The organism is Streptomyces sp. NPDC055749, from assembly GCF_053617235.1.
This window is the reverse complement of sequence record NZ_JBSHFH010000001.1, coordinates 329,323-355,385: the sequence shown is the minus strand read 5'-3', so window position 1 is coordinate 355,385 and position 26,063 is coordinate 329,323. Positions and strand designations below refer to the sequence as shown.

Sequence of the window (26,063 nt, the reverse complement as noted above, 5' to 3'; positions counted from 1 at the left end):
CTCCCGCCCCACCCGCCGCTCTGATCCTCAAGTTTTGCTGATCATCATCACGGTGATCACTGAAACAGGTCCCGGCACGGCGGTCCCGGCACGGGCAGAGGGGACAGAACGGGTGGCGTCGTCACCTCCTGGGCCCTCCGGAGGGGCGACACCCCTCCGCCCGTGACCATCGCCCCGCCTTCCGTGCCAGGATCGTCGGTGCGATGACTGCCACGACTTCGACACACACGCCCCCCGCATCCCTCCACACCCCCGTCATCGGGTGGTTCGAGCAGCACGCCCGCGATCTCCCCTGGCGCCGCCCCGAAGCGGGCGCCTGGGGTGTGATGGTGAGCGAGTTCATGCTGCAGCAGACCCCGGTGAGCCGAGTCCTCCCCGTGTACGAGCAGTGGATGGCCCGCTGGCCGCGCCCCGCCGACCTGGCCGCCGACGCGCCGGGTGAAGCGGTCCGCGCCTGGGGCCGCCTCGGCTACCCCCGCCGTGCCCTGCGCCTGCACGGAGCCGCGCAGGCGATAACTGAACGGCACGGCGGCGACGTGCCGAGCGAGCACAACCAGTTGCTGGCGCTGCCCGGCATCGGCGAGTACACGGCGGCGGCCGTTGCCTCGTTCGCGTACGGACAACGCCACGCGGTGCTCGACACGAACGTCCGCCGGGTGTTCGCCCGCGCCGCGACCGGCATCCAGTACCCGCCGAACGCGACCACGGCCGCCGAGCGCAAGCTCGCGCGGGCGCTGCTCCCCGAGGAGGACGAGCGCGCGGCCCACTGGGCCGCCGCGACGATGGAGCTCGGCGCGCTGGTGTGCACCGCGAAGAACGAGGACTGCTCGCGCTGCCCCATCTCAGGACAGTGCGCCTGGCTGCTGGCCGGGAAGCCCGCACACCAGGGGCCGCCGCGGCGGGGCCAGACGTACGCCGGTACGGACCGGCAGGTGCGGGGCCGGCTGCTCGCCGTACTGCGTGAGGCGGTGGCACCGGTCGGTCAGTCCGCACTCGACGCGGTGTGGGACGAACCCGTGCAGCGGGCCCGTGCGCTCGACGGCCTGGTCGCCGACGGCTTGGTCGAGCCGCTGCCGGACGGCCAGTACCGGCTGCCGCTGACCTGAGCCCCGCCCCACTCGCCTGCGCTGTTACACAACCGATGGGCAGCCGTGCGTCCGCGTATGGCTGCTCCGGACAGCCTCGTGACAACGCCTCCGTAGCGTCTTCGAAAGCAGTGAAGACGGGGATCCACGGGGACGGAGGCGGTTGTAATGGCGCAGGGCGAGGTGCTCGCATTCGAGGACTACGTACGTACCCGGCAGGATGCCCTGCTGCGCAGTGCCCGGCGTCTCGTGCCCGACCCCGTGGACGCGCAGGACCTGTTGCAGACCGCTCTGGTGCGTACGTACGGCCGCTGGGACGGCATCGCCGACAAGTCCCTCGCCGACGCCTATCTGCGCCGCGTCATGATCAACACGCGTACGGAGTGGTGGCGGGCCCGCAAGCTCGAAGAGGTCCCCACCGAGCAGCTTCCCGACGCGAGCGTCGAGGACGGTACGGAGCAGCGCGCCGACCGTGCCCTGCTGATGGACGTCCTGGGCGTGCTGGCTCCCAAGCAGCGCAGCGTCGTCGTGCTGCGACACTGGGAGCAGATGAGCACGGAGGAGACGGCCGCTGCTCTCGGTATGTCGGCGGGTACGGTGAAGAGCACGCTGCACCGGGCGCTGGCGCGACTGCGTCAGGAGCTGGAGAGCCGCGAGGCGATGAGCCGGGAGGCCCACAGCCGCGAGGCGGACGCGCGCAGCACGCCCGTGCCATCGGTGCGTGCGCACACACCGGCGCGGCAGGACGGGCGTCACGACGAGCGGGGGCGGGAGCGGTGCGCGGCCTGACAGGAATCCGTGCCGGACTGGCGGCGAGCAGCACGGCGATGGCCGGGCTCGCCGCCTTCGGACTGTTCTGCGTCAGCTGTTCCGCGGGCGGTACGGGCACCCGCGACGAGGGCCCGGCCGGTACGCAGCCGGTCGCCCAGGTCACCCCCACGCTCGCCGCCCCGTCGTCGACGGCGCAGCCCACCCGGCGGGTCGACGCCGTGACGCTCCTGAAGAAGGACTCCGAGGTGAGCCCGCAGGTCAGGACCGATCTCAAGCCCTGCTCCGGTGACGAGTACCCCGTCGACACCTCGTACGGATCACTGACCGACGGACCCGCGGCCGATGTCGTGGTCAACGTGATGACCTGCGGTGATTCGGTGGGCATCGGCACCTATGTCTACCGCCCGCGGGACGACGGCTCGTACGACAACGTCTTCGCGGCCGAGATGCCCGCGGTCTACGGGACGATCGACCGCGGTGATCTGGTGGTGACGACGCAGGTGTACGGATCGAAGGACTCGGTCGCGTACCCCTCCGGCGAGGAAGTGATCACCTATCGCTGGGCCGACGACCGGTTCAGCGAGCACGACCGTGTGCACAACGACTTCAACCGGGCCGTCGGCAGCGGGGAGGGCGAGCTCCCCGAGCCGGTGGATCCGTCCAGGAACTGACCGAGAACCGACCGTACGGAAGCAACGGAAAGCAGTCGCATGGCCGAGACCCACGTCCTCTTCGTCGAGGACGACGACGTGATCCGCGAGGCCACCCAGCTCGCGCTGGAGCGGGACGGATTCGTCGTCACCGCGATGCCGGACGGCCTCTCCGGCCTGGAGGCGTTCCGGGCCGACCGCCCGGACATCGCCCTGCTCGACGTGATGGTGCCGGGTCTGGACGGGGTCAGCCTGTGCCGCCGTATCCGGGACGAGTCGACCGTGCCCGTGATCATGCTGTCGGCGCGCGCCGACTCGATCGACGTGGTGCTCGGCCTGGAGGCCGGGGCGGACGACTACGTCACCAAGCCGTTCGACGGGGCGGTCCTCGTCGCCCGCATCCGCGCCGTACTGCGCCGTTTCGGCCATGCGGCGGGTACCGGCGCACAGCAGGGCGGTACGGGCGCCGAGTCCCCGTACGAGGCCGGCGGCGTGCTCGTCTTCGGCGACCTGGAGATCGACACCGAGGGCATGGAGGTGCGCCGCGGAGGCCGGCCGGTGGGGCTCACGCCCACCGAGATGCGGCTGCTGCTCGAATTCTCCTCCGTCCCGGGCACCGTGCTCTCGCGCGACAAGCTGATGGAGCGGGTCTGGGACTACGGCTGGGGCGGCGACACCCGGGTCGTCGACGTCCATGTGCAGCGGCTGCGGACCAAGATCGGGCAGGACCGGATCGAGACGGTCCGCGGCTTCGGATACAAGCTCAGAGCATGAAGGTACGGGCCCTGCGGACCGGCGTCCGCTGGAAGATCAGCATCGCGATCGCCGCTGTCGGCGCGCTCGTCGCGGTGGCGCTGAGCCTGGTCGTCCACAACGCGGCACGCGTCTCGATGATCGAGAACGCGCGCGAGGTGCAGCTGGAACGGCTCCTGTTCGCGCAGCGGCTGTACGAGGCGACGAACGCGAAGAACAACGCGCCCAAGTTCGGCACGAAGCTCAACGACCCGGCGTTGCCGCCGAGCCTGCGCGAGGAGGTCCGCGGCAACCGCCGTGCCACCCACGTCGACGAGTACGAGGACGGCGTGCCCGACGTCTGGGCGGCCGTCCCGCTGGCCAACGGCGACATCCTCTCCCTGCACACCCGGTTCGCCGACCGCAGCGCCACGATCATGGGCGACCTCGACCGGGCGCTGATCATCGGCTCGGTCGCCGTCGTGCTGGGCGGCTCCGCGCTGGGCGTGCTGATCGGCGGGCAGCTGTCGCGCCGGCTGCGGAAGGCGGCAGCGGCGGCGGGCAAGGTCGCGCAGGGCAATACGGAGGTACGGGTCAGGGAGGCCGTCGGCGGAGTCGTCCGCGACGAGACCGATGAGCTGGCCGGCGCGGTGGACGCGCTGACGGACGCGCTGAACGGGCGGATCGAAGCGGAGCGGCGGGTCACCGCCGATATCGCCCATGAGCTGCGCACCCCCGTGACGGGGCTCCTCACGGCGGCCGAGCTGCTGCCGCCGGGGCGCCCCACCGAGCTCGTACGCGACCGGGCGCAGGCGATGCGGACGCTGGTCGAGGACGTGCTCGAAGTGGCGAGGCTGGACAGCGCATCGGAGCGGGCGGAGCTTCAGGAGCTGCCGCTCGGCGAGTTCGTCAGCCGCCGGATCGCCCTGCTGGGCCCGGACGTCACGGTGCGGGTGATCCACGAGTCGTGGGTCTCCACCGATCCGCGGCGCCTGGAACGCATTCTGGGCAACCTGCTGGGGAACGCCGCCAAGCACGGGGCCTCGCCGGTGGAGGTCACGGTCGAGGGCCGGGTGGTACGGGTGCGCGACCACGGGCCCGGGTTCCCGGCGGAGCTGCTTCGGGAGGGGCCGAGCCGGTTCCGTACCGGGAGCAGTGACCGGGCCGGGCACGGGCACGGCCTGGGGCTGACGATCGCGGCGGGCCAGGCGCGGGTGCTGGGCGCCAGGCTGACCTTCCGCAATGTGGCCCCGGAGGACGGTTCCGAGGGGGCGGGCGGCGCGGTCGCCGTGCTGTGGCTGCCGGAGCACGCGCCGACGGACACCGGCAGCTTCCCGGTCCTCCAGCTGGCGGAACAGCGGAGGCCGGACGGGCTCGTGAAGAACAAGCCCGTCCGGCGACTCGGCAGGAAACGTCTGCCGGACGTTCGCTCCTAGACGGTCTGCGACTCCTTGGCCGGCGAGGGCGGCGCGTCGGCGGGGGCCTCCGGGGCCGCGGCGCCCCGCAGCGGGACCTCCTTGACGAACAGCGCCGCCAGCAGGGCGAGCACGGAGACCGAGCCGCCCACCAGGAAGGCGATGTGCGTGCCGGATGCCACGGCGTACTCGTACGCCTCACGCATCGCGACCGGAAGCTTCGCGAGGCTCGCCGCGTCCAGTTGCGCGGACTTCTCCGTGGCGCCTCCGCCGCCGCGCGCGGCCATCTCGTCCTGCACCCGTCCGGTGAACAGCGCGCCCATGATCGCGACACCGAAGGAGCTGCCGAGCGTACGGAACAGGGTGGTCGCGGACGAAGCGACGCCCATGTCCTTGAGCTCGACGCTGTTCTGCGCGACGAGCATCGTGATCTGCATCAGGAAGCCCATGCCTGCGCCGAGCACCGCCATGTAGATGCCGGAGGTGAACCGCGAGGTTCCGGTGTCCATCTGCGCGAGCAGGAACAGGCCCGCCACCATCAGGGCGCTGCCGACGATCGGGAAGATCTTGTACTTGCCGGTGCTGGTGGTGACACGGCCCGCGATCAGCGAGACGATCATCATCGCGAGCAGCATCGGCAGGAGCAGCAGACCGGAGTTGGTCGCCGACGCGCCCTGGACGGACTGCTGGAAGAGAGGCAGGAAGAGCACGGCGCCGAACATCACGAAGCCGGCCATGAAGCCGATGACCGACATCAGCGTGAAGTTGAGATTCCGGAAGATGTGCAGCGGAATGATCGGCTCGGCCGCCTTCGTCTCGACGAAGACGAAGCCGACGAGGGAGGCCACGCCGAGTGCGACGAGCTCCATGATCACGGCCGAGCTCCAGGCGTACTCCGTACCGCCCCAGGTGGTGACCAGCACGATCGCGGTGATGCCCACGGTCAGCAGCCCGGCACCCAGGTAGTCGACCTTCGCCTTCCTGCGCTGCGTCTTCGGCAGGTGCAGTACGGCGGTGACCATGGCCAGCGCGACCGCGCCGAGCGGCAGGTTGATGTAGAAGCTCCAGCGCCAGCCCAGGTGGTCGGTGATGGTGCCGCCGACCAGCGGTCCGCCGATCATGGCGATCGCCATGACGCCGGCCATCATGCCCTGGTACTTGCCGCGCTCCCGCGGCGGCACCAGATCGCCGATGATCGCCATGACGCCGACCATCAGTCCGCCCGCGCCGAGGCCCTGGATCGCCCGGAAGCCGATCAGCTGGCCCATGTCCTGGGCCATTCCGCTCAGGACCGAGCCGATCAGGAAGATCACGATGGAGACGAGGAAGACGCCCTTGCGGCCGTACATGTCGCCGAGCTTGCCCCAGATGGGGGTGGAGGCGGCCGTGGCCAGGGTGTAGGAGGTGACCACCCAGGACAGATGCTCCATGCCGCCGAGGTCGCCGACGATGGTCGGCATCGCGGTGCCGACGATCAGGTTGTCGAGCATGGCCAGCAGCATCGCGATCATCAACGCCAGGATCACCACGCGGACGCTGCGCTCCGGTTTCCCGGGCGCCGTGCTGTCCGCCGCCTTCTTCAGGTCCTCCGCCATGGTCCCCACTCCCCTGCTGCCCATCCGCTGTTCCCCGGCCCACCGAGGGACTTACTTGCCGCCCGGCTAGCTGACTACACTGGGGACGGTAGACCCGTAACTAGCCGGGCGTCAAGTAAGTTTGGGAGAGAGCACCATGAGCATGGGCAGCACGCCTCAGCCGCGGCGCGGCAACACGCGCCAGCGCATTCAGGACGTGGCCCTGGAGCTCTTCGCCGAGCAGGGGTACGAGAAGACGTCGCTCCGCGAGATCGCAGAGCAGCTCGATGTCACCAAGGCCGCCCTGTACTACCACTTCAAGACCAAGGAAGACATCCTCAACAGCATCTTCGAGGACCTCAACCGGCCCATCGAAGAGCTGATCGCCTGGGGTAAGGAGCAGCCGCACACCCTGGCGACGAAGAAGGAGATCCTGGCCCGCTACAGCGAAGCGCTCACCGTCGCCGCCCCGCTCTTCCGCTTCATGCACGAGAACCAGGCGACCGTACGGGACCTGAGCATCGGCGACACCATCAAGAGCCGGGTCATCGCCCTGACCGACCTGATCAAGGACCCCGAGGCGTCACTCACCGACCAGGTCCGCTGCATCAGCGCGCTCTTCACCATGCACGCCACCCTGTTCGCCCTCAGAGACGCCGAAGGCGACCCCGAGGACAAGCGCAAGGCTGTCCTGGAGGTCGCCGTCGAACTGGTCACCCGGGCACACGACCCGGGTCACCCCGCGTAGTTCCCCGTCAGAGCGAGACGTTCACGGAACGCAGGAACGAGACCGGGTTCAGCGCGGAACCGTAGTTCGGGGTGGTCCGGATCTCGAAGTGCAGGTGCGGGCCGCTGGAGTTTCCGGTGTTGCCGGAAAGAGCGATCTTCTGGCCGGTCTTCACGGACTGGCCGATCTTGACGTTGATCTTCGACAGGTGCGCGTACTGCGAGTACTTGCCGTTGGAGTGCTTGATCACGACGGCGTTGCCGTACGCGGGACCGTCGCCGCCGCCGTTCGGGCCGGCCTTGACCACGGTGCCGGCGTGGGCGGCCTCGACCTTGGTGCCGACCGGGACGGCGAAGTCCTGGCCGGAGTGCTTCGCGGCCCAGCGGGCGCCGCCGGTGCCGTAGGTGGCGCTCAGCGTGTACTTCTCGACGGGGGCCTCCCAGGAGGAGGCCTTCTTCTTCGCGGCAGCGGCCTTCTTCTTCGCCGCGGCGGCCTTGTTCTTGGCCGCCTGCTTCGCCTTCGCCGACTTCTCGGCCGCCGCCTGCTTGGCGGACGTGGCCGCCTTGCTCTGCGAGTCCGCCTGCTTGGCGACGGACTGGGCGGTGACGGAGCCGGCGAGAGCCGCGGTGCCGGTGGTGTTCGCCGTACCGGAGGCCGCGAACGCCGCGCCCGCACCGAGCACCATCGATGCACCCACGGAAGCGGCGACCACGGTGCCACGGACTCGGGACAGGGACGGGCGGGCGGACTGCTGGAACGTAACGCGCTTCGACATACGGGGAAGTCCTCCGGTGGTGAGTGGAACCGGCGTTCTGCCGGACGTGCTCCACCTTGGTAACCCGCGCCCCAGGCCCGGCACAAACACCCCATCTACGAAGAAAAGCCGTAGTCGGGGTACCGGGAATCCGTTGCCGACGGCCCGTCGGACAAGCCCTCGCGTAGCCCGGAGAACTATTTTCCGGATCGGGTTTAACCCCAGTTCGAAACGGTCCTAAACGGACACAGCCCGGCCTTCCGGGCACATCGCCCCGTATCGCCGAATGGCCCCTCCCGGCCCGGGACGAAGGTCCCTCCCACGGTCACGGCCCCTACTCCTAACCCGGCTAGTAGGCCTCTTTCGGCCTGTGCGCCTTGTCACCGCCCATGGGACCAAAGACCTTCCGATTCGGGACCTTCGGCACGCACGCTGACCACGCTGACGGGGAAGCGGCCCAGCACAGCCTCGCGCCCTTCGCCGTCCCCCTGCGCACGCTGCGGGCCCGGGGCGGCACCTTCCCCGGGCCCTGGCATCAGGCCAGGCGCTGCTGCTGGTCGACGGCCTGGACGAGGTCCCGCACGAGGACGGCGACGAGGCGCACGACTGGCTGTCGCGGCTGCTGGAGCGCTATCCAGGCGTCCGGTGCGTGGCGACCGTACGCCCGCCGGCCGTCGAACCGGACTGGCTGAAGTCGCAGACTTCGAGGAGTTACGGCTCCTACCGATGCGGAACGAGGACATCCGGTCCTCTGTGGGGGCGTGGCACGGCGTCGAAGGCGTCGGCCTCCGCCCCTGACCGCGGACCGCCCACGGCAAAAGGGGCTGCCCCGGAACCGATAACGGTCCGGGGCAGCCCCTTCGTACTGCTGACTAAGACGCTACGAGGCGTCCTTCGTCATGTTCGGGCCGGCGCCGCCTGCCGCCTGCTCGATCGGAGGAACGTCGGGCAGTGCCGCCTTCTCCTCGCCGCGGAACGAGAACTTCTTCTCCTCGCCCTCGCCCTCGGTTCCGACGACCACGATGTGACCGGGGCGCAGCTCACCGAAGAGGATCTTCTCGGAGAGGATGTCCTCGATCTCGCGCTGGATCGTCCGGCGCAGCGGCCGGGCGCCCATCACGGGGTCGTAGCCCTTCTTCGCCAGGAGCGCCTTGGCCTCGGAGCTGAGCTCGATGCCCATGTCGCGGTCCTTGAGGCGCTCGTCCACCTTGGCGACCATGAGGTCGACGATCTGGATGATGTCTTCCTCGGTCAGCTGGTGGAAGACGACCGTGTCGTCGACGCGGTTGAGGAATTCGGGCCTGAAGTGCTGCTTGAGCTCTTCGTTGACCTTGACCTTCATCCGCTCGTAGTTCGTCTTGACGTCGCCCTGGGCGGCGAAGCCCAGGTTGAAGCCCTTGGAGATGTCCCGGGTCCCGAGGTTGGTCGTCATGATGATGACCGTGTTCTTGAAGTCCACGACCCGGCCCTGGGAGTCGGTCAGGCGACCGTCTTCCAGAATCTGGAGCAGGGAATTGAAGATATCGGGGTGGGCCTTCTCGACCTCGTCGAAGAGGACGACGGAGAACGGCTTGCGGCGCACCTTCTCGGTGAGCTGGCCGCCCTCTTCGTAGCCCACGTAACCGGGGGGCGAACCGAAGAGGCGGGAAACCGTGTGCTTCTCGCTGAACTCCGACATATCGAGGGAGATCAGCGCGTCCTCGTCGCCGAAGAGGAATTCGGCGAGCGTCTTGGAGAGCTCGGTCTTACCGACACCGGACGGACCGGCGAAGATGAACGAGCCACCGGGGCGCTTCGGGTCCTTCAGACCGGCTCGCGTACGGCGGATCGCCTGCGAGAGGGCCTTGATGGCGTCCTTCTGCCCGATGACGCGCTTGTGGAGCTCGTCCTCCATGCGCAGCAGACGGGAGGACTCCTCCTCCGTCAGCTTGAAGACCGGGATGCCGGTGGCCGTGGCCAGGACTTCGGCGATGAGCTCGCCGTCGACCTCGGCGACGACGTCCATGTCGCCGGCCTTCCACTCCTTCTCCCGCTTGGTCTTCGCCGCCAGCAGCTGCTTCTCCTTGTCGCGGAGAGACGCCGCCTTCTCGAAGTCCTGGGAGTCGATCGCCGACTCCTTGTCGCGGCGGACACCCGCGATCTTCTCGTCGAACTCGCGGAGGTCCGGCGGCGCGGTCATCCGGCGGATGCGCATCCGGGAACCGGCCTCGTCGATCAGGTCGATCGCCTTGTCCGGCAGGAAGCGGTCCGAGATGTACCGGTCGGCCAGCGTCGCGGCCTGGACCAGCGCCTCGTCCGTGATGGAGACCCGGTGATGGGCCTCGTAACGGTCGCGCAGGCCCTTGAGGATCTCGATGGTGTGCGGCAGCGACGGCTCCGCGACCTGGATGGGCTGGAAGCGTCGCTCGAGAGCGGCGTCCTTCTCCAGGTGCTTGCGGTACTCGTCGAGCGTCGTGGCGCCGATGGTCTGGAGCTCGCCTCGCGCCAGCATGGGCTTGAGGATGCTCGCGGCGTCGATCGCGCCCTCGGCGGCGCCCGCACCCACCAGGGTGTGGAGCTCGTCGATGAACAGGATGATGTCGCCGCGGGTGCGGATCTCCTTGAGGACCTTCTTCAGGCGCTCCTCGAAGTCACCGCGGTAGCGGGAACCCGCGACCAGGGCACCGAGGTCGAGCGTGTAGAGGTGCTTGTCCTTGAGGGTCTCGGGCACCTCGCCCTTGACGATGGCCTGTGCCAGGCCCTCGACGACCGCCGTCTTGCCGACGCCGGGCTCGCCGATGAGAACCGGGTTGTTCTTGGTACGGCGGGACAGCACCTGCATGACCCGCTCGATCTCCTTCTCGCGCCCGATGACCGGGTCGAGCTTGGATTCACGAGCGGCCTGGGTGAGATTCCGGCCGAACTGGTCGAGCACCAGGGACGTGGAGGGCGTGCCCTCCGCGGGGCCGCCTGCTGTGGCCGCCTCCTTGCCTCCCGAGTACCCGGAGAGCAGCTGGATGACCTGCTGCCGCACCCGGTTCAGGTCGGCGCCCAGCTTCACGAGGACCTGGGCTGCGACGCCCTCGCCCTCGCGGATCAGGCCGAGCAGGATGTGCTCGGTGCCGATGTAGTTGTGGCCCAGCTGAAGGGCCTCGCGGAGCGAGAGCTCCAGGACCTTCTTGGCTCGGGGAGTGAAGGGGATGTGTCCGGACGGGGCCTGCTGGCCCTGACCGATGATCTCCTCCACCTGCTGGCGGACCGCCTCGAGCGAAATCCCGAGGCTCTCCAGGGCCTTAGCGGCGACACCCTCACCCTCGTGGATCAGGCCCAGGAGGATGTGCTCGGTGCCGATGTAGTTGTGGTTGAGCATCCGGGCTTCTTCCTGAGCCAGGACGACAACCCGCCGCGCGCGGTCGGTGAACCTCTCGAACATCGTTAATCGCTCCTCAGAGCGGTCAGGCAGTAAGGGGTCGGTCCCCTCCCTGTCCTTCCGCAGCTTAGTCCCGCAAGCGGGGACCGCTCATTCCAACTGCCGACACCCGTTCTTGGCCTCCTGCCCGGAACGCCGACAACTGCTCCAACCCGATGGTGCGAGACGATGTTCCCGCAGGCCAGGCAGATACCCCTTTCGCCAGTACGCCGATGGCGAACGTGAGACGTATCGACCTGCGTGTCGCCCCTTCCCACTAGGGATGTCTTACCCGCAATCACTGACAGTCCATGCGGCGCGCACCGGTTCCCTCAGCTACGGGCGAACATCTTTGCGCTCCCGTATACGTCCACACGCCCCCGCGACGGCCACTCCGGGCAATCACTCGCGGACTCTGCGTAACCCCGGGGGTGATTCGACGGTTCATCGGGCATGGCCCTCACCGTCCCGCCTCCCCGCTCGTCGCCCGAAGCCGACGACTGGGCGCGCTGGTACGAACGCGAGCTGGGCTGGGCCACGGCCGACGGCCCGCCGGTGCGCCTGCTGACCGGGCTGCGTTTCGACGTGCTGGAGCTGCCTGCCGACGCCGGTCACGCCGCGCTGCGGCGGCTGGGGCGTACGGGCCCTGTGGCGCTGGACGGGCAGCGGATGCGGCTGCTGGTGGCCGCGGGAAGCTCCGATGAGTTGCCGGGGCTGCTCGACTGGCTGGAGTGGGGCGGCATCGCCCTGGATCTGACCGCCGTCGGTACCGGCGGCTGGATCACCGCCCCGGCACCGCCGGGCCGGTCGGCCGGCTCGCCGGGGGCCGCGCTCTGGCTGCGGCCCCCCGAGCCGAGGCATGAGGTCGAGCCGGTGCTCCCGGCTCTCGCCGGCTTCGGGAACAGGGGTGGGGATGTTCCCGATCTCGCACGACTGGTGGACGTGACCGCGACGGAATGCCACCGGGCGCGGCTGACGCGTGCCCGGACCGGGCTGCTGACCGAAAGGCCGACAGCTCAGCCGTTGGCCTTCTCGTAAGCCTCACGGATCTCCGCGGGAACACGGCCGCGGTCATTCACATTGTGGCCGTTCTCGCGGGCCCACTTACGGATCTCGGCAGTGTCCTTGTTGCCACCGACGACGGCGCGGCCCTTGCCACGGCCGGTCGCTGCGCGGCCACCGGTGCGACGGCCACCCTTGGTGTACGGCTCAAGAAGACCACGGAGCTTGTCCGCGTTGGTCGTGGTGAGGTCGATCTCGTACGTCTTGCCGTCAAGTGCGAACGTCACTGTCTCGTCCGCCTCGCCGCCGTCGAGGTCATCGACAAGAAGGACCTGAACCTTCTGTGCCACTGGATTTCCTTTCATCGAAAATGTAGTACGCGGAAAGGAAACCGCTTTTCCCCGGAAAACACAAACCCCTGGGAGAGGTTCAGGAGTGCAAGAACGCGGGAAACATGCGCGATTCGGACATAGGGTTCCGGCGTCTTCTGCCGATCACAGGTGCAGAAGCATCCGGCTGTTGCCCAAGGTGTTCGGCTTCACTCGTTCGAGACCGAGGAACTCCGCGACACCCTCGTCATAGGAACGCAGCAGCTCACTGTAGACATCTGTGTCGACCGGCGTCTCTCCGATCTCGACGAAGCCGTGCTTCGCGAAGAAGTCCACTTCGAAGGTGAGACAGAAAACCCTGCGCACCCCCAGCCAGCGCGCGGTCTGCAAGAGCTTGTCCAGCACTTGGTGCCCCACTCCTGCGCCCTTGATGCTGTGGTCGACGGCAAGAGTGCGCACTTCGGCGAGGTCTTCCCACATCACATGGAGTGCGCCGCAACCGATGACGCGGGCGTCCTCGTCGCGTTCCGCGACCCAGAACTCCTGGATGTCCTCGTAAAGCGTCACCGTTGCTTTGTCGAGCAGGATGCCCTCGGAGACGTACCCGTCAAGGAGACCGCGCACCGATGTCACATCGGTGGTCCTGGCGCGTCGGACGGTGATGGCGGGCCTATTTACCGACGGGTCGGTATGAAACTCGGTATCCGGCTGGGTTTGCGGCAGCTCTGAGGACATGCCCAGACGCTATCGCCCGGTCTCCGGCTCCGTGTCATCGGCCGGGGTTGTCTCACCGGCCGGACTTGCGGGCGCTTCGGGGAAGGTGGGCAGAACCATACGCATCGCGTCCTGGAGAGCCTCGCGCTGTTCGGCCGACATCATGCCGAAGAAGGCGACAAGAGCCGCTGCGGGGTTGTCACTGCGGGACCAGGCTTCGTTCATCAGTGCGGCCGAGTACGCGGCACGGGTCGAGACCGCCGTATATCGATATGCGCGGCCGTCTACTTCCCTGCGTACCCAGCCCTTCTGATGGAGATTGTCCATTACCGTCATGACGGTCGTGTACGCGATGGACCGTTCCTGCTGAAGGTCCTCAAGAACTTCCCGCACGGTGACCGGACGGTTCCATTGCCAGACCCGTGTCATCACGGCGTCTTCCAGCTCTCCCAATTGGCGAGGCACAGCGTCACCTTAGTGCTAGATGTCTGGAATGGACTGTTATTTACACAGCAAAAGGGCGTACAGCTCGTCACTCACGAGCCGTACGCCCTTCTCGGGTCCTGGGTCGGGCGCGGTCAGACGCCTTCGGCCCGTGGGTTCTGGTGGACCGACTCCGCACGGGAGATCGCGGCATCCACGGCCGCGTCCTCCTTGGCCTTGTTCGGACCGCCCTGACTCTTGACGATCGTCACGACAAGACCGATGAAGAAAGCGGCCATCACCACGGGGGGCAGGAGCGCGGATACGTAGTCCATGCCGTCCAGAGTAGCGAGCCCCGCCCGGCCGGAGACCGCGCCCTCCCGGGGAGGGCGCGGCGGACCTGTCATCCCGCGGCGCGTTCCTCGGACGGGGTCACGGGGCGACGGCGGGGCGGGAAGACCTCGGAGGGCTTCGGCATGGGGCGCTCTCCGGGGCGCTCCGCGGGAGCCGGGGGGCGGGCCGGTACCGGCGGGGCCTTGGGGCGGTCGGGTTCCTTGGCGGCGGCGAGGCCGCCCGGCAGGGCGAGCAGGCGGCTGCGGGGGGCCGGGGCCGTCACGGCGACCGCGCGGCCGGCGAGGCGGGCGCGGACCGAGCGCTCCGCGAGCACCTGGCAGCGCTCCAGGAGCGCCGCCGCGAGCGGTTTCCCGCGCAGTGCGCGCAGGGCGGCCAGATCGTCGGGGCGGGGGTCGTATCCGGCGGCCAGGGCGTCCTGGAGGAGCTCCAGGTAGCCGGAGACGGAGCCGGGGAGGGCATCGCGGTAGCGGGCGAGATCGGCGAGCAGGAACGCGCGCAGCCGACCCGCCTCACCGACCGCCTCGTCCACGGCCCCCGCGAGCCGCAGGCAGTCCTGGACATCCTCTTCGGGCAGGGGCGTGGGGTGGAGGGCGATGGCGAGAACGCGTCGGAGCACACGCAGCTCGTCCGCGCTGAACGCCATGCCGCCGCGTGATCCGTAGGGCGTGGGCATAACGCGACAATACGTGCTAAACGGACAAAATCCGCTTAACTGGCCGTCGGCGGCGCGGCGTCCTCCGACGCGCCGCCAGGACCGTTCCCGCAGGTTGCGCCGCGTGCCTCAGAGCCGGGCGATGTTGCGCTCGTACACGAGACGCAGGCCGATGAGCGTCAGCCAGGGCTCGTGTTCGTCGATGACGGAGGACTCCCCCAACACCATCGGAGCAAGGCCACCGGTCGCGATGACGGTGACGTCGTCCGGGTCGGCCGCGAGCTCTTTCTTCATCCGCGTCACGACGCCGTCGATCTGGCCCGCGAAGCCGTACACGATGCCGGACTGCATGGCTTCGACGGTGTTCTTGCCGATGACGCTGCGCGGCCTGGCCAGCTCGATCTTGCGGAGCTGGGCGCCCTTGACCCCGAGCGCCTCCACCGAGATCTCGATGCCGGGCGCGATCACGCCGCCGGTGTACTCCCCGCGCGCCGAGACCGCGTCGAAGGTGGTGGCCGTGCCGAGGTCCACCACGATCGCCGGACCGCCGTAGAGCTCGACCGCGGCGACCGCGTTGATGATGCGGTCGGCGCCGACCTCCTTCGGGTTGTCCGTCAGGACCGGCACACCGGTCTTGACGCCCGGCTCCACGAGGATCGCCGGGACGTCTCCGTAGTACCGGCGGGTGACCTCGCGGAGCTCGTGCAGCACCGCGGGGACGGTCGAGCAGATCGCGATCCCCTCGATACCGTCGCCGAGCTCCACCCCGAGCAGCGGGTGCATGCCCATCAGGCCCTGGAGCAGTACGGCGAGCTCGTCCGCCGTACGACGGGAATCGGTCGAGATCCGCCAGTGCTCGACGATCTCCTCGCCGTCGAACAGGCCGAGGACGGTGTGCGAGTTGCCGACGTCGATGGTGAGCAGCATCAGATGCCGGCCCCATCGGTGTCGCGGAAGTCCAGGCCGATGTCGAGGATCGGCGAGGAGTGGGTGAGCGCGCCGACGGCCAGGTAGTCGACGCCCGCCGCTGCGTAGGCGCGCGCGGAGTCGAGGGAGAGCCGGCCGGAGGACTCCAGCACGGCACGGCCGCCGACGAGGGCCACCGCCTCCTCCGTCTGCGACGGGGTGAAGTTGTCCAGCAGGATCAGGTCGGCGCCCGCGTCCAGGACCTCGCGGACCTGCTGCAGCGTGTCGACCTCGACCTCGATCGGTACGTCGGGGAACGCTTCCCTGACCCGCTTGAACGCCTCCGCCACACCGCCCGCCGCGACCACGTGGTTGTCCTTGACGAGCGCCGCGTCCGAGAGCGACATGCGGTGGTTGACGCCGCCGCCGCAGCGCACCGCGTACTTCTCCATCGCACGCAGTCCGGGGGTCGTCTTGCGGGTGTCGCGGACCTTGGCCTTCGTGCCTTCGAGCACATCGGCCCAGGCGCGCGTGGCGGTCGCGATGCCCGAGAGCCTGCAGAGCAGGTTGAGGGCGCTGCGCTCGCCGGTGAGCAGGTCACGGGTGCGGGTGGTGACGGTCAGCAGCTTCTGGCCGGGGGCGACGCGGTCGCCGTCCTCGACGTGCCGCTCGACCTCGAACTCGTCCGTACAGACGATCGAGAGAACCGCTTCCGCGATGTGGATTCCGGCGACGACGCCCGCCTCGCGCGCGGTGAAGTCACCGGTCACCACGGCGTCCTCGGGGACCGTCGCCACGGTCGTGACGTCCACCCCGCCGTCGAGGTCCTCCTCGATCGCGACATGGGCGACGTCCTCGACCTGGACGGGGTCAAGACCGGCGTCGGCCAGCAACTGGGCGAGGGCCGGGTCCAGACCGCACTCCAGGCCGTCGGGGTCGTACCCGTCGGCGCAGCCGCAGCCGTCGCCGCAGCCGTCCGCGGCGGGAGCGGGCGCGCCGATCTGGATCAGCGGTACGTCCACGGGCGTGGGGCGCGGATTCTCTTCGGGCGTGCTCACGGTTGCGGCTCCTCGGGGGCGTCGGCGTGGTGGTTCGGGGTGCTTGAGCAGTCTGGTGTCTCGGTGGCCCGTACGGGCGGGAATGCGGCGGTCTCCGTACGGCCGACGACCAGCCGCCGGTCGGGGGCGATGCGTACGACGAGGTGGCGGCGCCAGTGCTCGTCGTCCCGGTCGGGCCGGTCCTCGCGCCAGTGGCAGCCGCGCGTCTCCTCGCGCTCACGGGCCGCGGCGACCAGGACCCGCGAGACCAGGAGCAGGTTGGTGGCCTCCCAGGCGTCCACGCCGGGCACGGCCACCTTGGGTTCGGCCGCGTCCGCGTCGTCGGCGGCGGTGCGGTGCAGGGCGTCCAGCTCCTGGGCCGCGGTGGCGAGACTGGCCGCGGAGCGGATGACTCCGGCGCCCCGCGTCATGATCCGCTGGATCGCCGCACGCGATTCGGGGACCAGGAGGGGCGAGGTGCTGCCGCCGACGGGCTCCACCGCCTCCGTACGCTCCGGCCGGTCCCGCACGATGCCGTCCGCGATGCGCTCCGCGAAGACCAGACCTTCGAGAAGGGAGTTGGAGGCCAGCCGGTTCGCGCCGTGCACGCCCGTACAGGCGACCTCGCCGCACGCGTAGAGCCCGGGGACCGTCGTACGGCCGCCGAGGTCGGTGCGGATGCCGCCCGAGGCGTAGTGCGCGGCGGGAGCGACCGGGACCGGTTCGGTGACCGGGTCGATGCCGTGGGCGCGGCAGGCCGCCAGGATGGTGGGGAAGCGGTGCTCCCACATCTCGGCGCCGAAGTGACGGGCGTCCAGATACATGTGCTCGGTGCCGTGCTCGTGCATCCGGCGGGTGATGGCCTTGGCGACGATGTCGCGCGGGGCCAGCTCCGCCAGCTCGTGCTGCCCGAGCATGAAGCGTGTCCCGGACGCGTCGACCAGGTGGGCGCCCTCGCCCCGTACCGCTTCCGATACGAGGGGCTGCTGGCCCTCCGAGTCCGCGCCGAGGAACAGGACCGTCGGGTGGAACTGGACGAACTCCAGGTCGGAGACCTCTGCGCCGGCCCGCAGCGCCAGGGCCACGCCGTCGCCCGTGGACACCGACGGGTTGGTGGTGGCGGAGAAGACCTGGCCCATGCCGCCGGTGGCGAGGACGACCGCGGGGGCACGGACCGCGCCCACACCGTCGTGCTGACCCTCGCCCATGACGTGCAGGGTGACTCCCGCCGTACGGCCTTCGGCGTCGGTGAGGAGGTCCAGTACCAGGGCGTTCTCGATGGTGTGGAGGGCCGCCGAGCGCACCGCCTCGACCAGGGCACGGGAGATCTCGGCGCCCGTCGCGTCGCCGCCCGCGTGCGCGATGCGGCGGCGGTGGTGGCCGCCCTCGCGGGTCAGGGCGATGTCGCCGCTCTCCGTCTTGTCGAAGAGCGCGCCGGTGTCGATCAGCCTGCGCACGGCGTCGGGACCCTCGGTGACCAGGGTGCGCACCGCCGTCTCGTCGCAGAGGCCCGCGCCCGCGACCAGGGTGTCCGCGAGGTGCTGTTCGGGGGTGTCGCCCTCGCCGAGTGCCGCCGCGATGCCGCCCTGCGCCCAGCGGGTGGACCCGTCGTCGAGGCGGGCCTTGGTGACGACGACGGTGGCGAGGCCGGCGGCGGCACAGCGCAGTGCGGTGGTGAGACCGGCCACGCCCGAGCCGACCACGACGACGTCCGCGTCGATGGCCCAGCCGGGGGCGGGGGCGGTCAGCCGTATTCCGGTCACGTGAGGGCTCCGAAGGTCAGCGGGATGTTGTCGATCAGCCGGGTGGCGCCCACCCGGGCCGCCACGGCGAGGATCGCCTCGCCGTGGTCGCGGTCGTCGGGGATCTCGGTGAAGTCCGCCGGATCGACGAGGGCGAGATAGTCCACGGCGAGCGGCGGCTGTTCCCTGGAGGCGTCGTCCAGGACGAGGCGGGCCGCGGCCCGGACCGCCGCGGGGCCGCCGCTGGGCCGGGCCAATGCCACGGCCTGGGTGTCGGCCGCCGCGCGGGACTCACCGAGCGCGGCGAGCCCCGCGACCCGGCTCACGCTCGCCGTGGTGGCCGTCGCGCGCTCGTGCAGTGCCTGCTGGGCGGCCAGCCGGTCGCGGGCCGCGAACAGGGCCCGGGGCAGTGCGAGCGCGGTGTGCCGCTCCTGCGCCGAGAGGAAACGGTTGCGGCTGGAGAGCGCGAGGCCGTCGGGGTCGCGGACGGTGGGTACGCCCGTGATCTCGACGCCGAAGTTGAGATCACGCACCATGCGGCGGATCAGCGCCAGCTGCTGGGCGTCCTTCTGCCCGTAGAGCGCCTCGTCGGGGCGGGTGAGGTGGAGCAGCTTGGCGACGACGGTGAGCATGCCGTCGAAGTGCCCGGGGCGCGCGGCGCCTTCCAGGCGCTCGCCCATGGGGCCCGCGGTGATGCGGACCTGGGGTTCGCCGCCGGGGTAGACCTCGTCGGCCGAGGGTGCGAAGACCACGTCGGCGCCCGCCGCGGCGGCGACCGCGAGGTCGGCGTCGAGCGTGCGCGGGTAGCGGTCGAGGTCGGCCGCCTCACCGAACTGGAGCGGGTTCACGAAGACGGTGACCACGACCTGGCCGGCCGGGCCCGCGGCGGAGCGTGCGGTACGGATCAGGGTGGCGTGGCCTTCGTGGAGTGCGCCCATCGTCATGACGACGACGCGTCGCGCCCCGGCCGGGCGGTGCAGTGCGTGCAGTTCGGACGCGGTGTGCAGGAGGGCGGGAGTGGACTCCGAGGCGGCCTCGGCGCCCGGGTGCGGGGCGCTCATCGGGCCTCCCCCGGTCCGGCGCCTTCGGGGCCGCCCGTGCCGGCGCCCCTGCCGCCGTCGGCCAGGACGTCGAGCAGGTCCTCCGCGAGCTCGGGCTTGAGCATGCCGTGCGCGAGGGCCCGGCCGGCCGTGGCGCGGGCCATCGCGAGGTATCCGGCCACCGTCTCCGGGGCGTGCGCGCGCAGCTCGCCGATGTGCGCCGCGACCGTACCCGCGTCACCGCGGGCGACGGGTCCGGTCAGCGCCGCGTCGCCGGAGCGCAGGGCGTTGTCGAGCGCCGCCCCGAGGAGCGGGCCGAGCATCCGGTCGGGGGCGGAGACCCCGGCCTTCGTCAGCAGTTCCATGGCCTCGGCGACCAGGGTGACCAGGTGGTTCGCACCGAGGGCGAGCGCCGCGTGGTAGAGCGGACGGGACTCCTCCGCGATCCATTCGGGCTCGCCGCCCATCTCGATGACCAGGGCCTCGGCGGCGAGTCTCAGCTCCACGGGGGCTGTGACGCCGAACGAGCAGCCCGCCAGCCGCTGGACGTCGACGGAGCTGCCGGTGAACGTCATCGCCGGGTGCAGGGCGAGGGGCAGCGCCCCGGCCCGCCGGGCGGGGTCGAGCACCTTGGTCCCGTACCGCCCCGACGTGTGGACGATCAGCTGTCCCGGGCGTACGGCGCCGGTCTCGGCAAGTCCCTCGACCAGACCGGGCAGCGCGTCGTCGGGGACGGTCAGCAGCACCAGTTCGGCGCGCGCCAACACCTCGGCGGGCGGCACCAGGGGTACGTCGGGGAGCAGGGCCGCCGCCCGGCGCACCGAGGCGTCGGAGACACCCGACACCGCCACCGGGCGGTGCCCGGCGAGCTGGAGCGCGGCGGCGAGGGCGGGGCCCACCCGGCCGGCGCCGACGACGCCGACCGTGAGGCGGGCGGGGCGGTCCCTCGCGTCGAGGGAGTCCTTCGAAGTTGTCGTATTCACGCGGCGATGGCCTTCCGTTCCAGTCCGCGGGGGGTACCGGACGATATCTCTGCATGCTACGCCAGCGTTTCGCGGTGCCTCACGGCTGTCCACAGCCTGTGGGTAACTCTGCGGCTCCGGCGGAAATCCGGTCGGACGATGTCGGTGGCGCGGGTAATGATCGTCCCATGACGGACACCGATGGGCAGAAGGAGCGGCAGCGCAGGCTGGTCGCGTGGCAGCGGTCCGCGAGGATCCTCTCGCGGTCGTCGGCGGAGGCCACGATCGGCGAGCGGCTGACCGCGCTCGCGGCCGACGCGGGCGCCGTCCACGACCTGGACGACTGGACGGATTTATACGGGGACGGGGTCGTCGGCGAGGTCGAGCGACGGGTTGCCGGACTGCTCGGCATGGAGGCCGCGGCGTTCTTCCCGACCGGGACGATGGCCCAGCAGGTCGCGCTGCGCTGCTGGGCGGGGCGGACCGGCAGCACGGCCGTGGCCCTGCACCCCCTCTCGCACCCCGAGGTGCACGAGCGGGGCGCGCTGAGTGCCGTGAGCGGGCTGCGTACGGTGCATCCGACGTCCGCACCACGGCTGCCCACGGCCGACGAGATCCGGGACTTCCCCGAGCCGTTCGGCACGCTGATGCTGGAACTGCCACTGCGGGACGCCGGTTTCGTCCTGCCCGAGTGGGAGGCGCTGAAGGACGTGGTGGCTGCCGCGCGTGAGCGGGACGCGGTGGTCCACCTGGACGGTGCGCGGCTGTGGGAGTGCGGCCCGCACTTCGGGCGCGAGCTCTCCGAGATCGCCGGTCTGGCGGACAGTGTGTACGTGTCGTTCTACAAGTCCCTCGGCGGTCTCTCCGGGGCCGTGCTCGCCGGTCCCGATGTGCTGGTCGAGGAGGCGCGGACGTGGCGCCACCGGTACGGCGGACAGGTCTTCCAGCAGTACCCGGCGGCGCTCTCCGCGCTGCTGGGCCTCGACCGGGAGCTGCCGAGACTGCCCGCGTACGTGGCGCACGCCAAGGTGGTGGCCGGGGCGCTGGCCGAGGGCTTCACGGAGTCGCGGGTCCCGTGGTTCCGGGTGCATCCGGAGCCCCCGCACACCCACCAGTTCCAGGTCTGGCTGCCGTACGGGGCGGATGTGCTGAACGAGGCCTCGGTGCGGCAGGCGGAGGAGACCGGGGTGGGACTGTTCCGCCGGTGGTTCACCGGGCCGTCGACGCCGCCCGGGGTCTCCTTCACCGAGGTCACGGTGGCCGCGGAGGGTCTGGAGTGGACGGGCCCGGATGTACGGGGCGCGGTGGCGGAGTTCGTGAAGCGGCTGGTGTAGGCAGGCCCTAGGGGCGGGGCTGCGGACGGTTCGCGGCCGTCCGGGTCCGGAGGCGTCTGCGGAGTTCCCTCAGCACCTCCCTGTCGTGCCGGCCGGGTGGCGGCGGAGGCGCTTCACCGTGCTGAGCTGCGCGGTAGCTGTCGAGCATGTGCTGCTGAATGGCGTCCATGACTTCAGGGTGAGCCGGTCGCGGCCGGGCGGCGCGTGGATTGACGAGCACCGTCAAATGGCGCGTGGCCCCGTCCCCGTACCCCGCATCATGGAGGGGTGAGCGTGACCATCGACATCGCGGGCCTGCCCGCCGACCGCATCGTTTTCGAGACCTCGCCCCTCGCCGAGCTGGGGCTGGCCCTGCATGCGCTCTCCGAGCCCGGCCACCATCCGGGACTGCACGGCTGGGCGACCGCGACCTCCGCCGCCCTGGAGCCCGACCTCGCGGACCGGCTGCACGAGGCGGACTTCCTCTGGCGCAACCCCCTCTCGGACATCTTCACTCCGTTCGCCGGGGTGCGCGGCGGTGCCGGCAGGACCGGGGCGAGCCTCGCAGAGGACCTGGACATCCTCGACGAGCTGGACGACGAGCGCTTCGTCGACGCCGCTCTGGAATTCACCTGCGCCAGCCACTACGACATCGGAGCGCGGTCCGCGCTGACGGACGCGACGACGCGGGCCCGCGCACTGGACATGGCCGCCACCCGTGGCCCGCAGCAGCTGCAGTTCGCCCAGCAGCTGCTGGGCGGCCCCGGCTCCGTACGCAGCTGGATCCGGCGCCTCCTGGAGGACTGCGATCAGGCGTTCTTCGAAGACACCTGGCGGCGTGTGCGGGTGCAGCTCGTCGCCGACGCCCGGCACAAGACGGAGCTGCTGCGGCACAAGGGGCTCGACGAGGCGGTGCGCGCGGTCTCCGCCGCCCTTTCGCTGAACGAGAGCGGGACCCGGATCAGTGTCGACAAGCTGACGGAGGACCGGGCCGACGCCACCGACCCTGCCGTCGGCGCCGGGCTGACGCTCATACCGACCGCGTTCGGCTGGCCGCATCTCATGGTGCTGCACGCCCCGGGCTGGCGCCCGGTGATCCACTACCCGGTGCACCGCCCCGAGCTGCCGTCCCCCGCCTCCGTGGAACTGCTCCAGCTCCGGATGGAGGCACTGGCCCACCCGATGCGGATGCGCCTGTGCCGCCACCTCGCCCGTTCCCCGTACTCCACCGGCGAACTCGCCGACTCGCACGGAATCACGGCCCCCGAGGTCTCCCGCCATCTCTCGGTACTGAAGAAGGCCGGTCTCCTCACCACCAGGCGACGCGGCCGGTACGCCCTGCACCAGCTGGACCTGACCGCGGTGAGCCGGCTCGGCAGCGACTTCCTGGAGGGGGTCCTGCGTTAGGGCCTGCCCGCCACGTGCGGATCAGGCGGTTCCGCCGCCGCCGGCCCGGACCAGGCCCGTCTCGTACGCGAGGACGACGACCTGCACCCGGTCACGCAGGTTCAGCTTCGTCAGGATGCGGCCGACATGGGTCTTCACGGTCGCCTCGGACAGCACCAGCCGCGCCGCGATCTCGCCGTTCGACAGGCCCTGGGCGACCAGCATCATCACTTCGCGTTCCCGCTCGGTGAGCTTCTCGATGTGCTTGTGCTTGGGGTCCTTGCCGCTGCTGGGCAGCATCGAGGAGAAGCGGTCCAGCAGCCGGCGGGTGGTGGACGGGGCGACGACCGCGTCACCGCTGTGCACGGCACGGATCGCGGCGAGCAGTTCGCCGGGCGGCACGTCCTTGAGCATGAAGCCGCTGGCTCCCGCCTTCAGCCCGGAGAACGCGTACTCGTCCAGGTCGAACGTCGTCAGGATGAGCACCTTCGGCGGATCGGGCTGCGCGCAGATGCGGCGGGTCGCCTCGACACCGTCCAGTCTCGGCATGCGTACGTCCATCAGCACCACGTCGACGGCGGTGGCGCGCAGCACCTCGATCGCCTCAGCGCCGTCACCGGCCTCGGCCACGACCTCCATGTCCGGCTGGGCGGCGAGCACCATCCGGAACCCGGTGCGCAGCAGCACCTGATCGTCGACGAGCATCACGCGGATCGCCATGAGGTGTCCTGTTCCTGATCAGAGGGTCTGCGGGCTTTTCGGTACGTCTAGTGGCCGGGCTTCAGCGGCAGCAGCGCGCTGATCCGGAATCCGCCGCCGGGACGCGGCCCCGCGTCCAGCGTGCCGCCGACCATGCCGACCCGCTCCCGCATGCCGATCATCCCGTGGCCGGCTCCGTCGGCGCCGCCGTCCTCGTACAGTTCATGCGCCGCGCCGCGGCCGTCGTCCTCGACGAGGAGCCCGAGGCCGTCGTCGAAGTAGACCAGCCGGACGCTGGCACCGGCATCCGGGCCGCCGTGCTTGCGGGTGTTGGTGAGGGCTTCCTGCACGATGCGGTACGCGGTCAGCTCCACCCCGCTGGGCAGGGAGCGCGGAGTGCCCTCGATCTTGAAGTCCACCGCCAGGCCGGTCTGCCTGACCTGCTCGATCAGGTCCTCGATCTGCCCGACATCGGGCTGCGGCACGTACTCCCCGCTCTCCGGGGCGTCACCGGTGCGCAGCACCCCGAGCAGCCTGCGCATCTCGGCGAGCGCCTGGCGGCCGGTGCTCGAAATGGTCTCCAGCGCCTGCCTCGCCTGATCCGGTGTCGCGTCCATGACGTACGCGGCGCCGTCGGCCTGGACCACCATCACCGAGACGTTGTGGGCGACCACATCGTGCAGTTCACGGGCGATCCGGGCGCGCTCCGCGGCCACCGCGACCTTCGACTGCGCCTCGCGCTCCCGCTCCAGCCGGGCGGCGCGCTCCTCCAGCTGGTCGAAGTAGGCGCGCCGGGTGCGCATCGAGTCGCCGAGCACCCAGGCGAGCACGAAGGGCACCGTCATGACGACCACGACGAAGACCGCCTGCACCCAGCTGCCGTTGCTGCTTTCCTCCGGCCAGCGCAGCCGCGAGAGACCGGCCGCGCCGAGACTGCAGACCAGGGCGAGCCGGGACGCCCAGCGCTCCCCGACGCAGGCCACGGTGAAGATGATCACGAGCATCGCGAAGTCCGCGATACCGGGCGGGACGTCCAGCACCAGCTGTGCGATGCCCATCGCGAGGGTGAGCAGCAGCATCTTCTCGGGAGCCCGCCGGCGCAGCGCGACGACGGTGCAGAGGCCCAGGACGATCGGCACCGAGAGGAGGCGCTCCCGCGCGTCACCGGGCGCTTCGGCCACCATCGACACGCCGGAGAGCCCGAGGAGGAAGACAGCCCAGAAACTGTCGACGCCCGTCGGGTGTCTGCGGATGAAGTCGTAGAGGCGCTGCACGTAACCCAGCGTAGGGATAGCTGATCGGTGCCCGGGTCAGCCGGAGGGCCGATCCAGGTCCTGGGACCGTACTCCCCAAGGTGGAGACTTGCCTACGTGACGGATGACTGGTGCGGATGGCGGGAAGCGGCTGAGACCGCTTTGTACGGGGACGAGGGCTTTTACCGGAGGCCGGAGGGGCCGGCGGGACATTTCCGTACGTCGGTGCACGCCTCTCCGCTCTTCGCCACCGCCGTAGCCCGGCTGCTGGCACAGACCGCGCGGGAGCTGGGCACGGACGAGGTCTCCCTGGTGGATGTGGGCGCGGGCCGGGGCGAGCTGCTGACGGGTGTGCTGGCGGCCGTGCCCGCCGGGTTGCAGGTGCGGGCGTACGCGGTGGAGATCGCAGCGCGCCCGCCCGGCCTCGATCCCCGGATCGAGTGGTGCGCGGAGATTCCGCGCGGGGTCACCGGGCTGCTGTTCGCCAACGAATGGCTGGACAACGTCCCGACGGAGATCGCCGAGGCCGACGCCGACGGGGTGGCGCGCTATGTCCACGTCCGGCGGGCGGACGGTGCCGAGCGACTGGGCGAGGCAGTGACCGGGGCGGACGCGGAGTGGCTGCGCCGCTGGTGGCCGCTGACCGATCCCGGCGACCGGGCGGAGATCGGGCTGCCGCGTGACGAGGCGTGGGCGCGGGCGGTCGCTTCACTGGCCGGGGGCCTGGCGGTGGCGGCCGACTACGCGCATGTACGGGAGGCGAGGCCGCCGTACGGAACGCTGACCGGGTTCCGCGCGGGCCGCGAGGTGCCTCCGGTGCCGGACGGCAGCTGCGACCTCACGTCCCATGTGGCGCTGGACGCGTGCGCCGAGGCGGGGAGCGCAGTGGCCGGGGTACCCGCCGAGGTGCGTGATCAGCGTGCGGCGCTCCGGGAACTGGGTGTCAGCGGTGAACGGCCGCCGCTCTCCATGGCGTCGACCGACCCCACCGGCTACGTCCGGGCGCTCTCCGCGTCGGGCGAGGCCGCGGAGCTCACGGCACGCGGCGGACTGGGCGATTTCGGGTGGCTGCTGCAACGCGTGCGGACACCTGTGGGCCCCTCCGGCGTCTGAGGCGCGGGTCAGGGGCGGGGTCCGGGACGGCGCCCCGCGTAC

Annotated in this window: 25 protein-coding genes; 10 read left to right on the top strand and 15 right to left on the bottom strand. The window is 70.6% G+C overall.

Annotated features, from left to right (window positions below):
* Positions 1 to 203 precede the first annotated feature (203 nt).
* From ACWGO0_RS01660 to cseC, 5 genes are all read left to right on the top strand, one after another.
* Positions 204 to 1,106 carry an A/G-specific adenine glycosylase gene (locus ACWGO0_RS01660; protein ID WP_453526319.1) on the top strand — a complete coding sequence of 301 codons (903 nt, stop codon included), beginning with the start codon at positions 204 to 206 and terminating at the stop codon, positions 1,104 to 1,106.
* A 147-nt stretch (positions 1,107 to 1,253) separates the two neighbouring features.
* Positions 1,254 to 1,874 carry a SigE family RNA polymerase sigma factor gene (locus tag ACWGO0_RS01655; RefSeq protein ID WP_453526316.1) on the top strand — a complete coding sequence of 207 codons (621 nt, stop codon included), beginning with the start codon at positions 1,254 to 1,256 and terminating at the stop codon, positions 1,872 to 1,874.
* A gap of 38 nt (positions 1,875 to 1,912) precedes the next feature.
* On the top strand, positions 1,913 to 2,527 hold the full coding sequence (locus ACWGO0_RS01650; protein ID WP_453526410.1) for a hypothetical protein: 615 nt from the start codon (positions 1,913 to 1,915) through the stop codon (positions 2,525 to 2,527).
* A gap of 39 nt (positions 2,528 to 2,566) precedes the next feature.
* Entirely contained in the window at positions 2,567 to 3,280 is a 714-nt protein-coding gene (gene cseB / locus ACWGO0_RS01645; protein ID WP_453526313.1) for a two-component system response regulator CseB, read from the top strand.
* Positions 3,169 to 4,674 carry a two-component system sensor histidine kinase CseC gene (cseC, locus tag ACWGO0_RS01640; RefSeq protein ID WP_453526407.1) on the top strand — a complete coding sequence of 502 codons (1,506 nt, stop codon included), beginning with the start codon at positions 3,169 to 3,171 and terminating at the stop codon, positions 4,672 to 4,674. Before cseB ends, cseC begins: the two co-directional genes overlap by 112 nt.
* Here cseC and ACWGO0_RS01635 read toward each other — a convergent pair.
* The gene (locus tag ACWGO0_RS01635) at positions 4,671 to 6,248 is read right to left on the bottom strand and encodes an MDR family MFS transporter (protein WP_453526310.1); all 1,578 of its coding nucleotides are present in this window, start codon (positions 6,246 to 6,248) and stop codon (positions 4,671 to 4,673) included. The genes cseC and ACWGO0_RS01635 overlap by 4 nt on opposite strands.
* A 142-nt stretch (positions 6,249 to 6,390) precedes the next feature.
* On the opposite strand from ACWGO0_RS01635, the gene ACWGO0_RS01630 reads away from it, so the two are divergent.
* The gene (locus ACWGO0_RS01630) at positions 6,391 to 6,975 is read left to right on the top strand and encodes a TetR/AcrR family transcriptional regulator (protein WP_453526404.1); all 585 of its coding nucleotides are present in this window, start codon (positions 6,391 to 6,393) and stop codon (positions 6,973 to 6,975) included.
* 7 nt (positions 6,976 to 6,982) lie between these two features.
* On the opposite strand, the gene ACWGO0_RS01625 is transcribed toward ACWGO0_RS01630, so the two are convergent.
* Together ACWGO0_RS01625 and ACWGO0_RS01620 are read right to left on the bottom strand one after the other, a co-directional pair.
* Positions 6,983 to 7,729, bottom strand: a complete 747-nt coding sequence (locus tag ACWGO0_RS01625) for a M23 family metallopeptidase (protein ID WP_453526307.1) — start codon at positions 7,727 to 7,729, stop codon at positions 6,983 to 6,985.
* 859 nt (positions 7,730 to 8,588) lie between these two features.
* Positions 8,589 to 11,120 carry an ATP-dependent Clp protease ATP-binding subunit gene (locus ACWGO0_RS01620; RefSeq protein WP_453526304.1) on the bottom strand — a complete coding sequence of 844 codons (2,532 nt, stop codon included), beginning with the start codon at positions 11,118 to 11,120 and terminating at the stop codon, positions 8,589 to 8,591.
* Positions 11,121 to 11,549: 429 nt separating this feature from the next.
* Between ACWGO0_RS01620 and ACWGO0_RS01615 the strand changes: the two genes are divergently transcribed.
* Entirely contained in the window at positions 11,550 to 12,134 is a 585-nt protein-coding gene (locus tag ACWGO0_RS01615) for an SCO3374 family protein (RefSeq protein WP_453526301.1), read from the top strand.
* Here the strand turns inward: ACWGO0_RS01615 and ACWGO0_RS01610 are convergent.
* The 10 genes from ACWGO0_RS01610 to ACWGO0_RS01565 form a co-directional block, all read right to left on the bottom strand.
* Positions 12,113 to 12,448: a histone-like nucleoid-structuring protein Lsr2 gene (locus ACWGO0_RS01610; protein WP_453526298.1), complete on the bottom strand. Its 336-nt coding sequence runs from the start codon at positions 12,446 to 12,448 to the stop codon at positions 12,113 to 12,115. The genes ACWGO0_RS01615 and ACWGO0_RS01610 overlap by 22 nt on opposite strands.
* 144 nt (positions 12,449 to 12,592) lie before the next feature.
* Positions 12,593 to 13,162 carry an amino-acid N-acetyltransferase gene (locus tag ACWGO0_RS01605; RefSeq protein ID WP_453526295.1) on the bottom strand — a complete coding sequence of 190 codons (570 nt, stop codon included), beginning with the start codon at positions 13,160 to 13,162 and terminating at the stop codon, positions 12,593 to 12,595.
* Positions 13,163 to 13,171: 9 nt separating this feature from the next.
* A complete protein-coding gene (locus ACWGO0_RS01600; RefSeq protein WP_185300123.1) occupies positions 13,172 to 13,606 on the bottom strand; it encodes a BlaI/MecI/CopY family transcriptional regulator in 435 nt (144 codons plus the stop codon).
* A gap of 113 nt (positions 13,607 to 13,719) precedes the next feature.
* Complete coding sequence (locus ACWGO0_RS01595; RefSeq protein ID WP_453526292.1) at positions 13,720 to 13,899, bottom strand: hypothetical protein; 180 nt, start codon at positions 13,897 to 13,899, stop codon at positions 13,720 to 13,722.
* Positions 13,900 to 13,967: 68 nt separating this feature from the next.
* The gene (locus ACWGO0_RS01590; protein ID WP_453526401.1) at positions 13,968 to 14,561 is read right to left on the bottom strand and encodes a hypothetical protein; all 594 of its coding nucleotides are present in this window, start codon (positions 14,559 to 14,561) and stop codon (positions 13,968 to 13,970) included.
* Positions 14,562 to 14,699: 138 nt separating this feature from the next.
* A complete protein-coding gene (locus tag ACWGO0_RS01585) occupies positions 14,700 to 15,497 on the bottom strand; it encodes a type III pantothenate kinase (RefSeq protein WP_453526289.1) in 798 nt (265 codons plus the stop codon).
* Complete coding sequence (gene nadC, locus ACWGO0_RS01580) at positions 15,497 to 16,534, bottom strand: carboxylating nicotinate-nucleotide diphosphorylase (RefSeq protein WP_453526286.1); 1,038 nt, start codon at positions 16,532 to 16,534, stop codon at positions 15,497 to 15,499. Before nadC ends, ACWGO0_RS01585 begins: the two co-directional genes overlap by 1 nt.
* The gene (locus tag ACWGO0_RS01575; RefSeq protein WP_453526283.1) at positions 16,531 to 18,276 is read right to left on the bottom strand and encodes an L-aspartate oxidase; all 1,746 of its coding nucleotides are present in this window, start codon (positions 18,274 to 18,276) and stop codon (positions 16,531 to 16,533) included. The genes nadC and ACWGO0_RS01575 overlap by 4 nt, the downstream gene beginning before the upstream one ends.
* On the bottom strand, positions 18,273 to 19,316 hold the full coding sequence (panC, locus tag ACWGO0_RS01570) for a pantoate--beta-alanine ligase (protein ID WP_453526280.1): 1,044 nt from the start codon (positions 19,314 to 19,316) through the stop codon (positions 18,273 to 18,275). Before panC ends, ACWGO0_RS01575 begins: the two co-directional genes overlap by 4 nt.
* On the bottom strand, positions 19,313 to 20,278 hold the full coding sequence (locus ACWGO0_RS01565) for a Rossmann-like and DUF2520 domain-containing protein (protein ID WP_453526277.1): 966 nt from the start codon (positions 20,276 to 20,278) through the stop codon (positions 19,313 to 19,315). The genes panC and ACWGO0_RS01565 overlap by 4 nt, the downstream gene beginning before the upstream one ends.
* A gap of 167 nt (positions 20,279 to 20,445) precedes the next feature.
* Here ACWGO0_RS01565 and ACWGO0_RS01560 point away from each other — a divergent pair, with 167 nt between their 5' ends.
* On the top strand, positions 20,446 to 21,591 hold the full coding sequence (locus ACWGO0_RS01560; RefSeq protein ID WP_453526274.1) for a threonine aldolase family protein: 1,146 nt from the start codon (positions 20,446 to 20,448) through the stop codon (positions 21,589 to 21,591).
* Between the two features lie 273 nt (positions 21,592 to 21,864).
* Complete coding sequence (locus tag ACWGO0_RS01555) at positions 21,865 to 22,977, top strand: DUF5937 family protein (protein WP_453526272.1); 1,113 nt, start codon at positions 21,865 to 21,867, stop codon at positions 22,975 to 22,977.
* Between the two features lie 21 nt (positions 22,978 to 22,998).
* Here the strand turns inward: ACWGO0_RS01555 and ACWGO0_RS01550 are convergent, their stop codons facing one another.
* Both ACWGO0_RS01550 and ACWGO0_RS01545 read right to left on the bottom strand, forming a co-directional pair.
* Positions 22,999 to 23,676, bottom strand: a complete 678-nt coding sequence (locus ACWGO0_RS01550; RefSeq protein ID WP_453526269.1) for a response regulator — start codon at positions 23,674 to 23,676, stop codon at positions 22,999 to 23,001.
* Between the two features lie 47 nt (positions 23,677 to 23,723).
* Entirely contained in the window at positions 23,724 to 24,929 is a 1,206-nt protein-coding gene (locus tag ACWGO0_RS01545) for a sensor histidine kinase (RefSeq protein ID WP_453526266.1), read from the bottom strand.
* A 96-nt stretch (positions 24,930 to 25,025) separates the two neighbouring features.
* On the opposite strand from ACWGO0_RS01545, the gene ACWGO0_RS01540 reads away from it, so the two are divergent.
* Positions 25,026 to 26,021, top strand: a complete 996-nt coding sequence (locus ACWGO0_RS01540) for an SAM-dependent methyltransferase (RefSeq protein WP_453526263.1) — start codon at positions 25,026 to 25,028, stop codon at positions 26,019 to 26,021.
* Positions 26,022 to 26,063 lie beyond the last annotated feature (42 nt).

Coding starts and splice junctions, on each gene's coding strand:
- ACWGO0_RS01655 (WP_453526316.1), top strand. CDS start 1,254: ATGGCGCAGGGCGAGGTGCTCGCATTCGAGGACTACGTACGTACCCGG.
- cseB (WP_453526313.1), top strand. CDS start 2,567: ATGGCCGAGACCCACGTCCTCTTCGTCGAGGACGACGACGTGATCCGC.
- panC (WP_453526280.1), bottom strand. CDS start 19,316: ATGAGCGCCCCGCACCCGGGCGCCGAGGCCGCCTCGGAGTCCACTCCC.
- ACWGO0_RS01615 (WP_453526301.1), top strand. CDS start 11,550: ATGGCCCTCACCGTCCCGCCTCCCCGCTCGTCGCCCGAAGCCGACGAC.
- ACWGO0_RS01605 (WP_453526295.1), bottom strand. CDS start 13,162: ATGTCCTCAGAGCTGCCGCAAACCCAGCCGGATACCGAGTTTCATACC.
- ACWGO0_RS01660 (WP_453526319.1), top strand. CDS start 204: ATGACTGCCACGACTTCGACACACACGCCCCCCGCATCCCTCCACACC.
- ACWGO0_RS01635 (WP_453526310.1), bottom strand. CDS start 6,248: ATGGCGGAGGACCTGAAGAAGGCGGCGGACAGCACGGCGCCCGGGAAA.
- ACWGO0_RS01560 (WP_453526274.1), top strand. CDS start 20,446: ATGACGGACACCGATGGGCAGAAGGAGCGGCAGCGCAGGCTGGTCGCG.
- ACWGO0_RS01630 (WP_453526404.1), top strand. CDS start 6,391: ATGGGCAGCACGCCTCAGCCGCGGCGCGGCAACACGCGCCAGCGCATT.
- ACWGO0_RS01585 (WP_453526289.1), bottom strand. CDS start 15,497: ATGCTGCTCACCATCGACGTCGGCAACTCGCACACCGTCCTCGGCCTG.
- ACWGO0_RS01590 (WP_453526401.1), bottom strand. CDS start 14,561: ATGGCGTTCAGCGCGGACGAGCTGCGTGTGCTCCGACGCGTTCTCGCC.
- ACWGO0_RS01595 (WP_453526292.1), bottom strand. CDS start 13,899: ATGGACTACGTATCCGCGCTCCTGCCCCCCGTGGTGATGGCCGCTTTC.
- ACWGO0_RS01625 (WP_453526307.1), bottom strand. CDS start 7,729: ATGTCGAAGCGCGTTACGTTCCAGCAGTCCGCCCGCCCGTCCCTGTCC.
- ACWGO0_RS01620 (WP_453526304.1), bottom strand. CDS start 11,120: ATGTTCGAGAGGTTCACCGACCGCGCGCGGCGGGTTGTCGTCCTGGCT.
- ACWGO0_RS01550 (WP_453526269.1), bottom strand. CDS start 23,676: ATGGCGATCCGCGTGATGCTCGTCGACGATCAGGTGCTGCTGCGCACC.
- ACWGO0_RS01650 (WP_453526410.1), top strand. CDS start 1,913: ATGGCCGGGCTCGCCGCCTTCGGACTGTTCTGCGTCAGCTGTTCCGCG.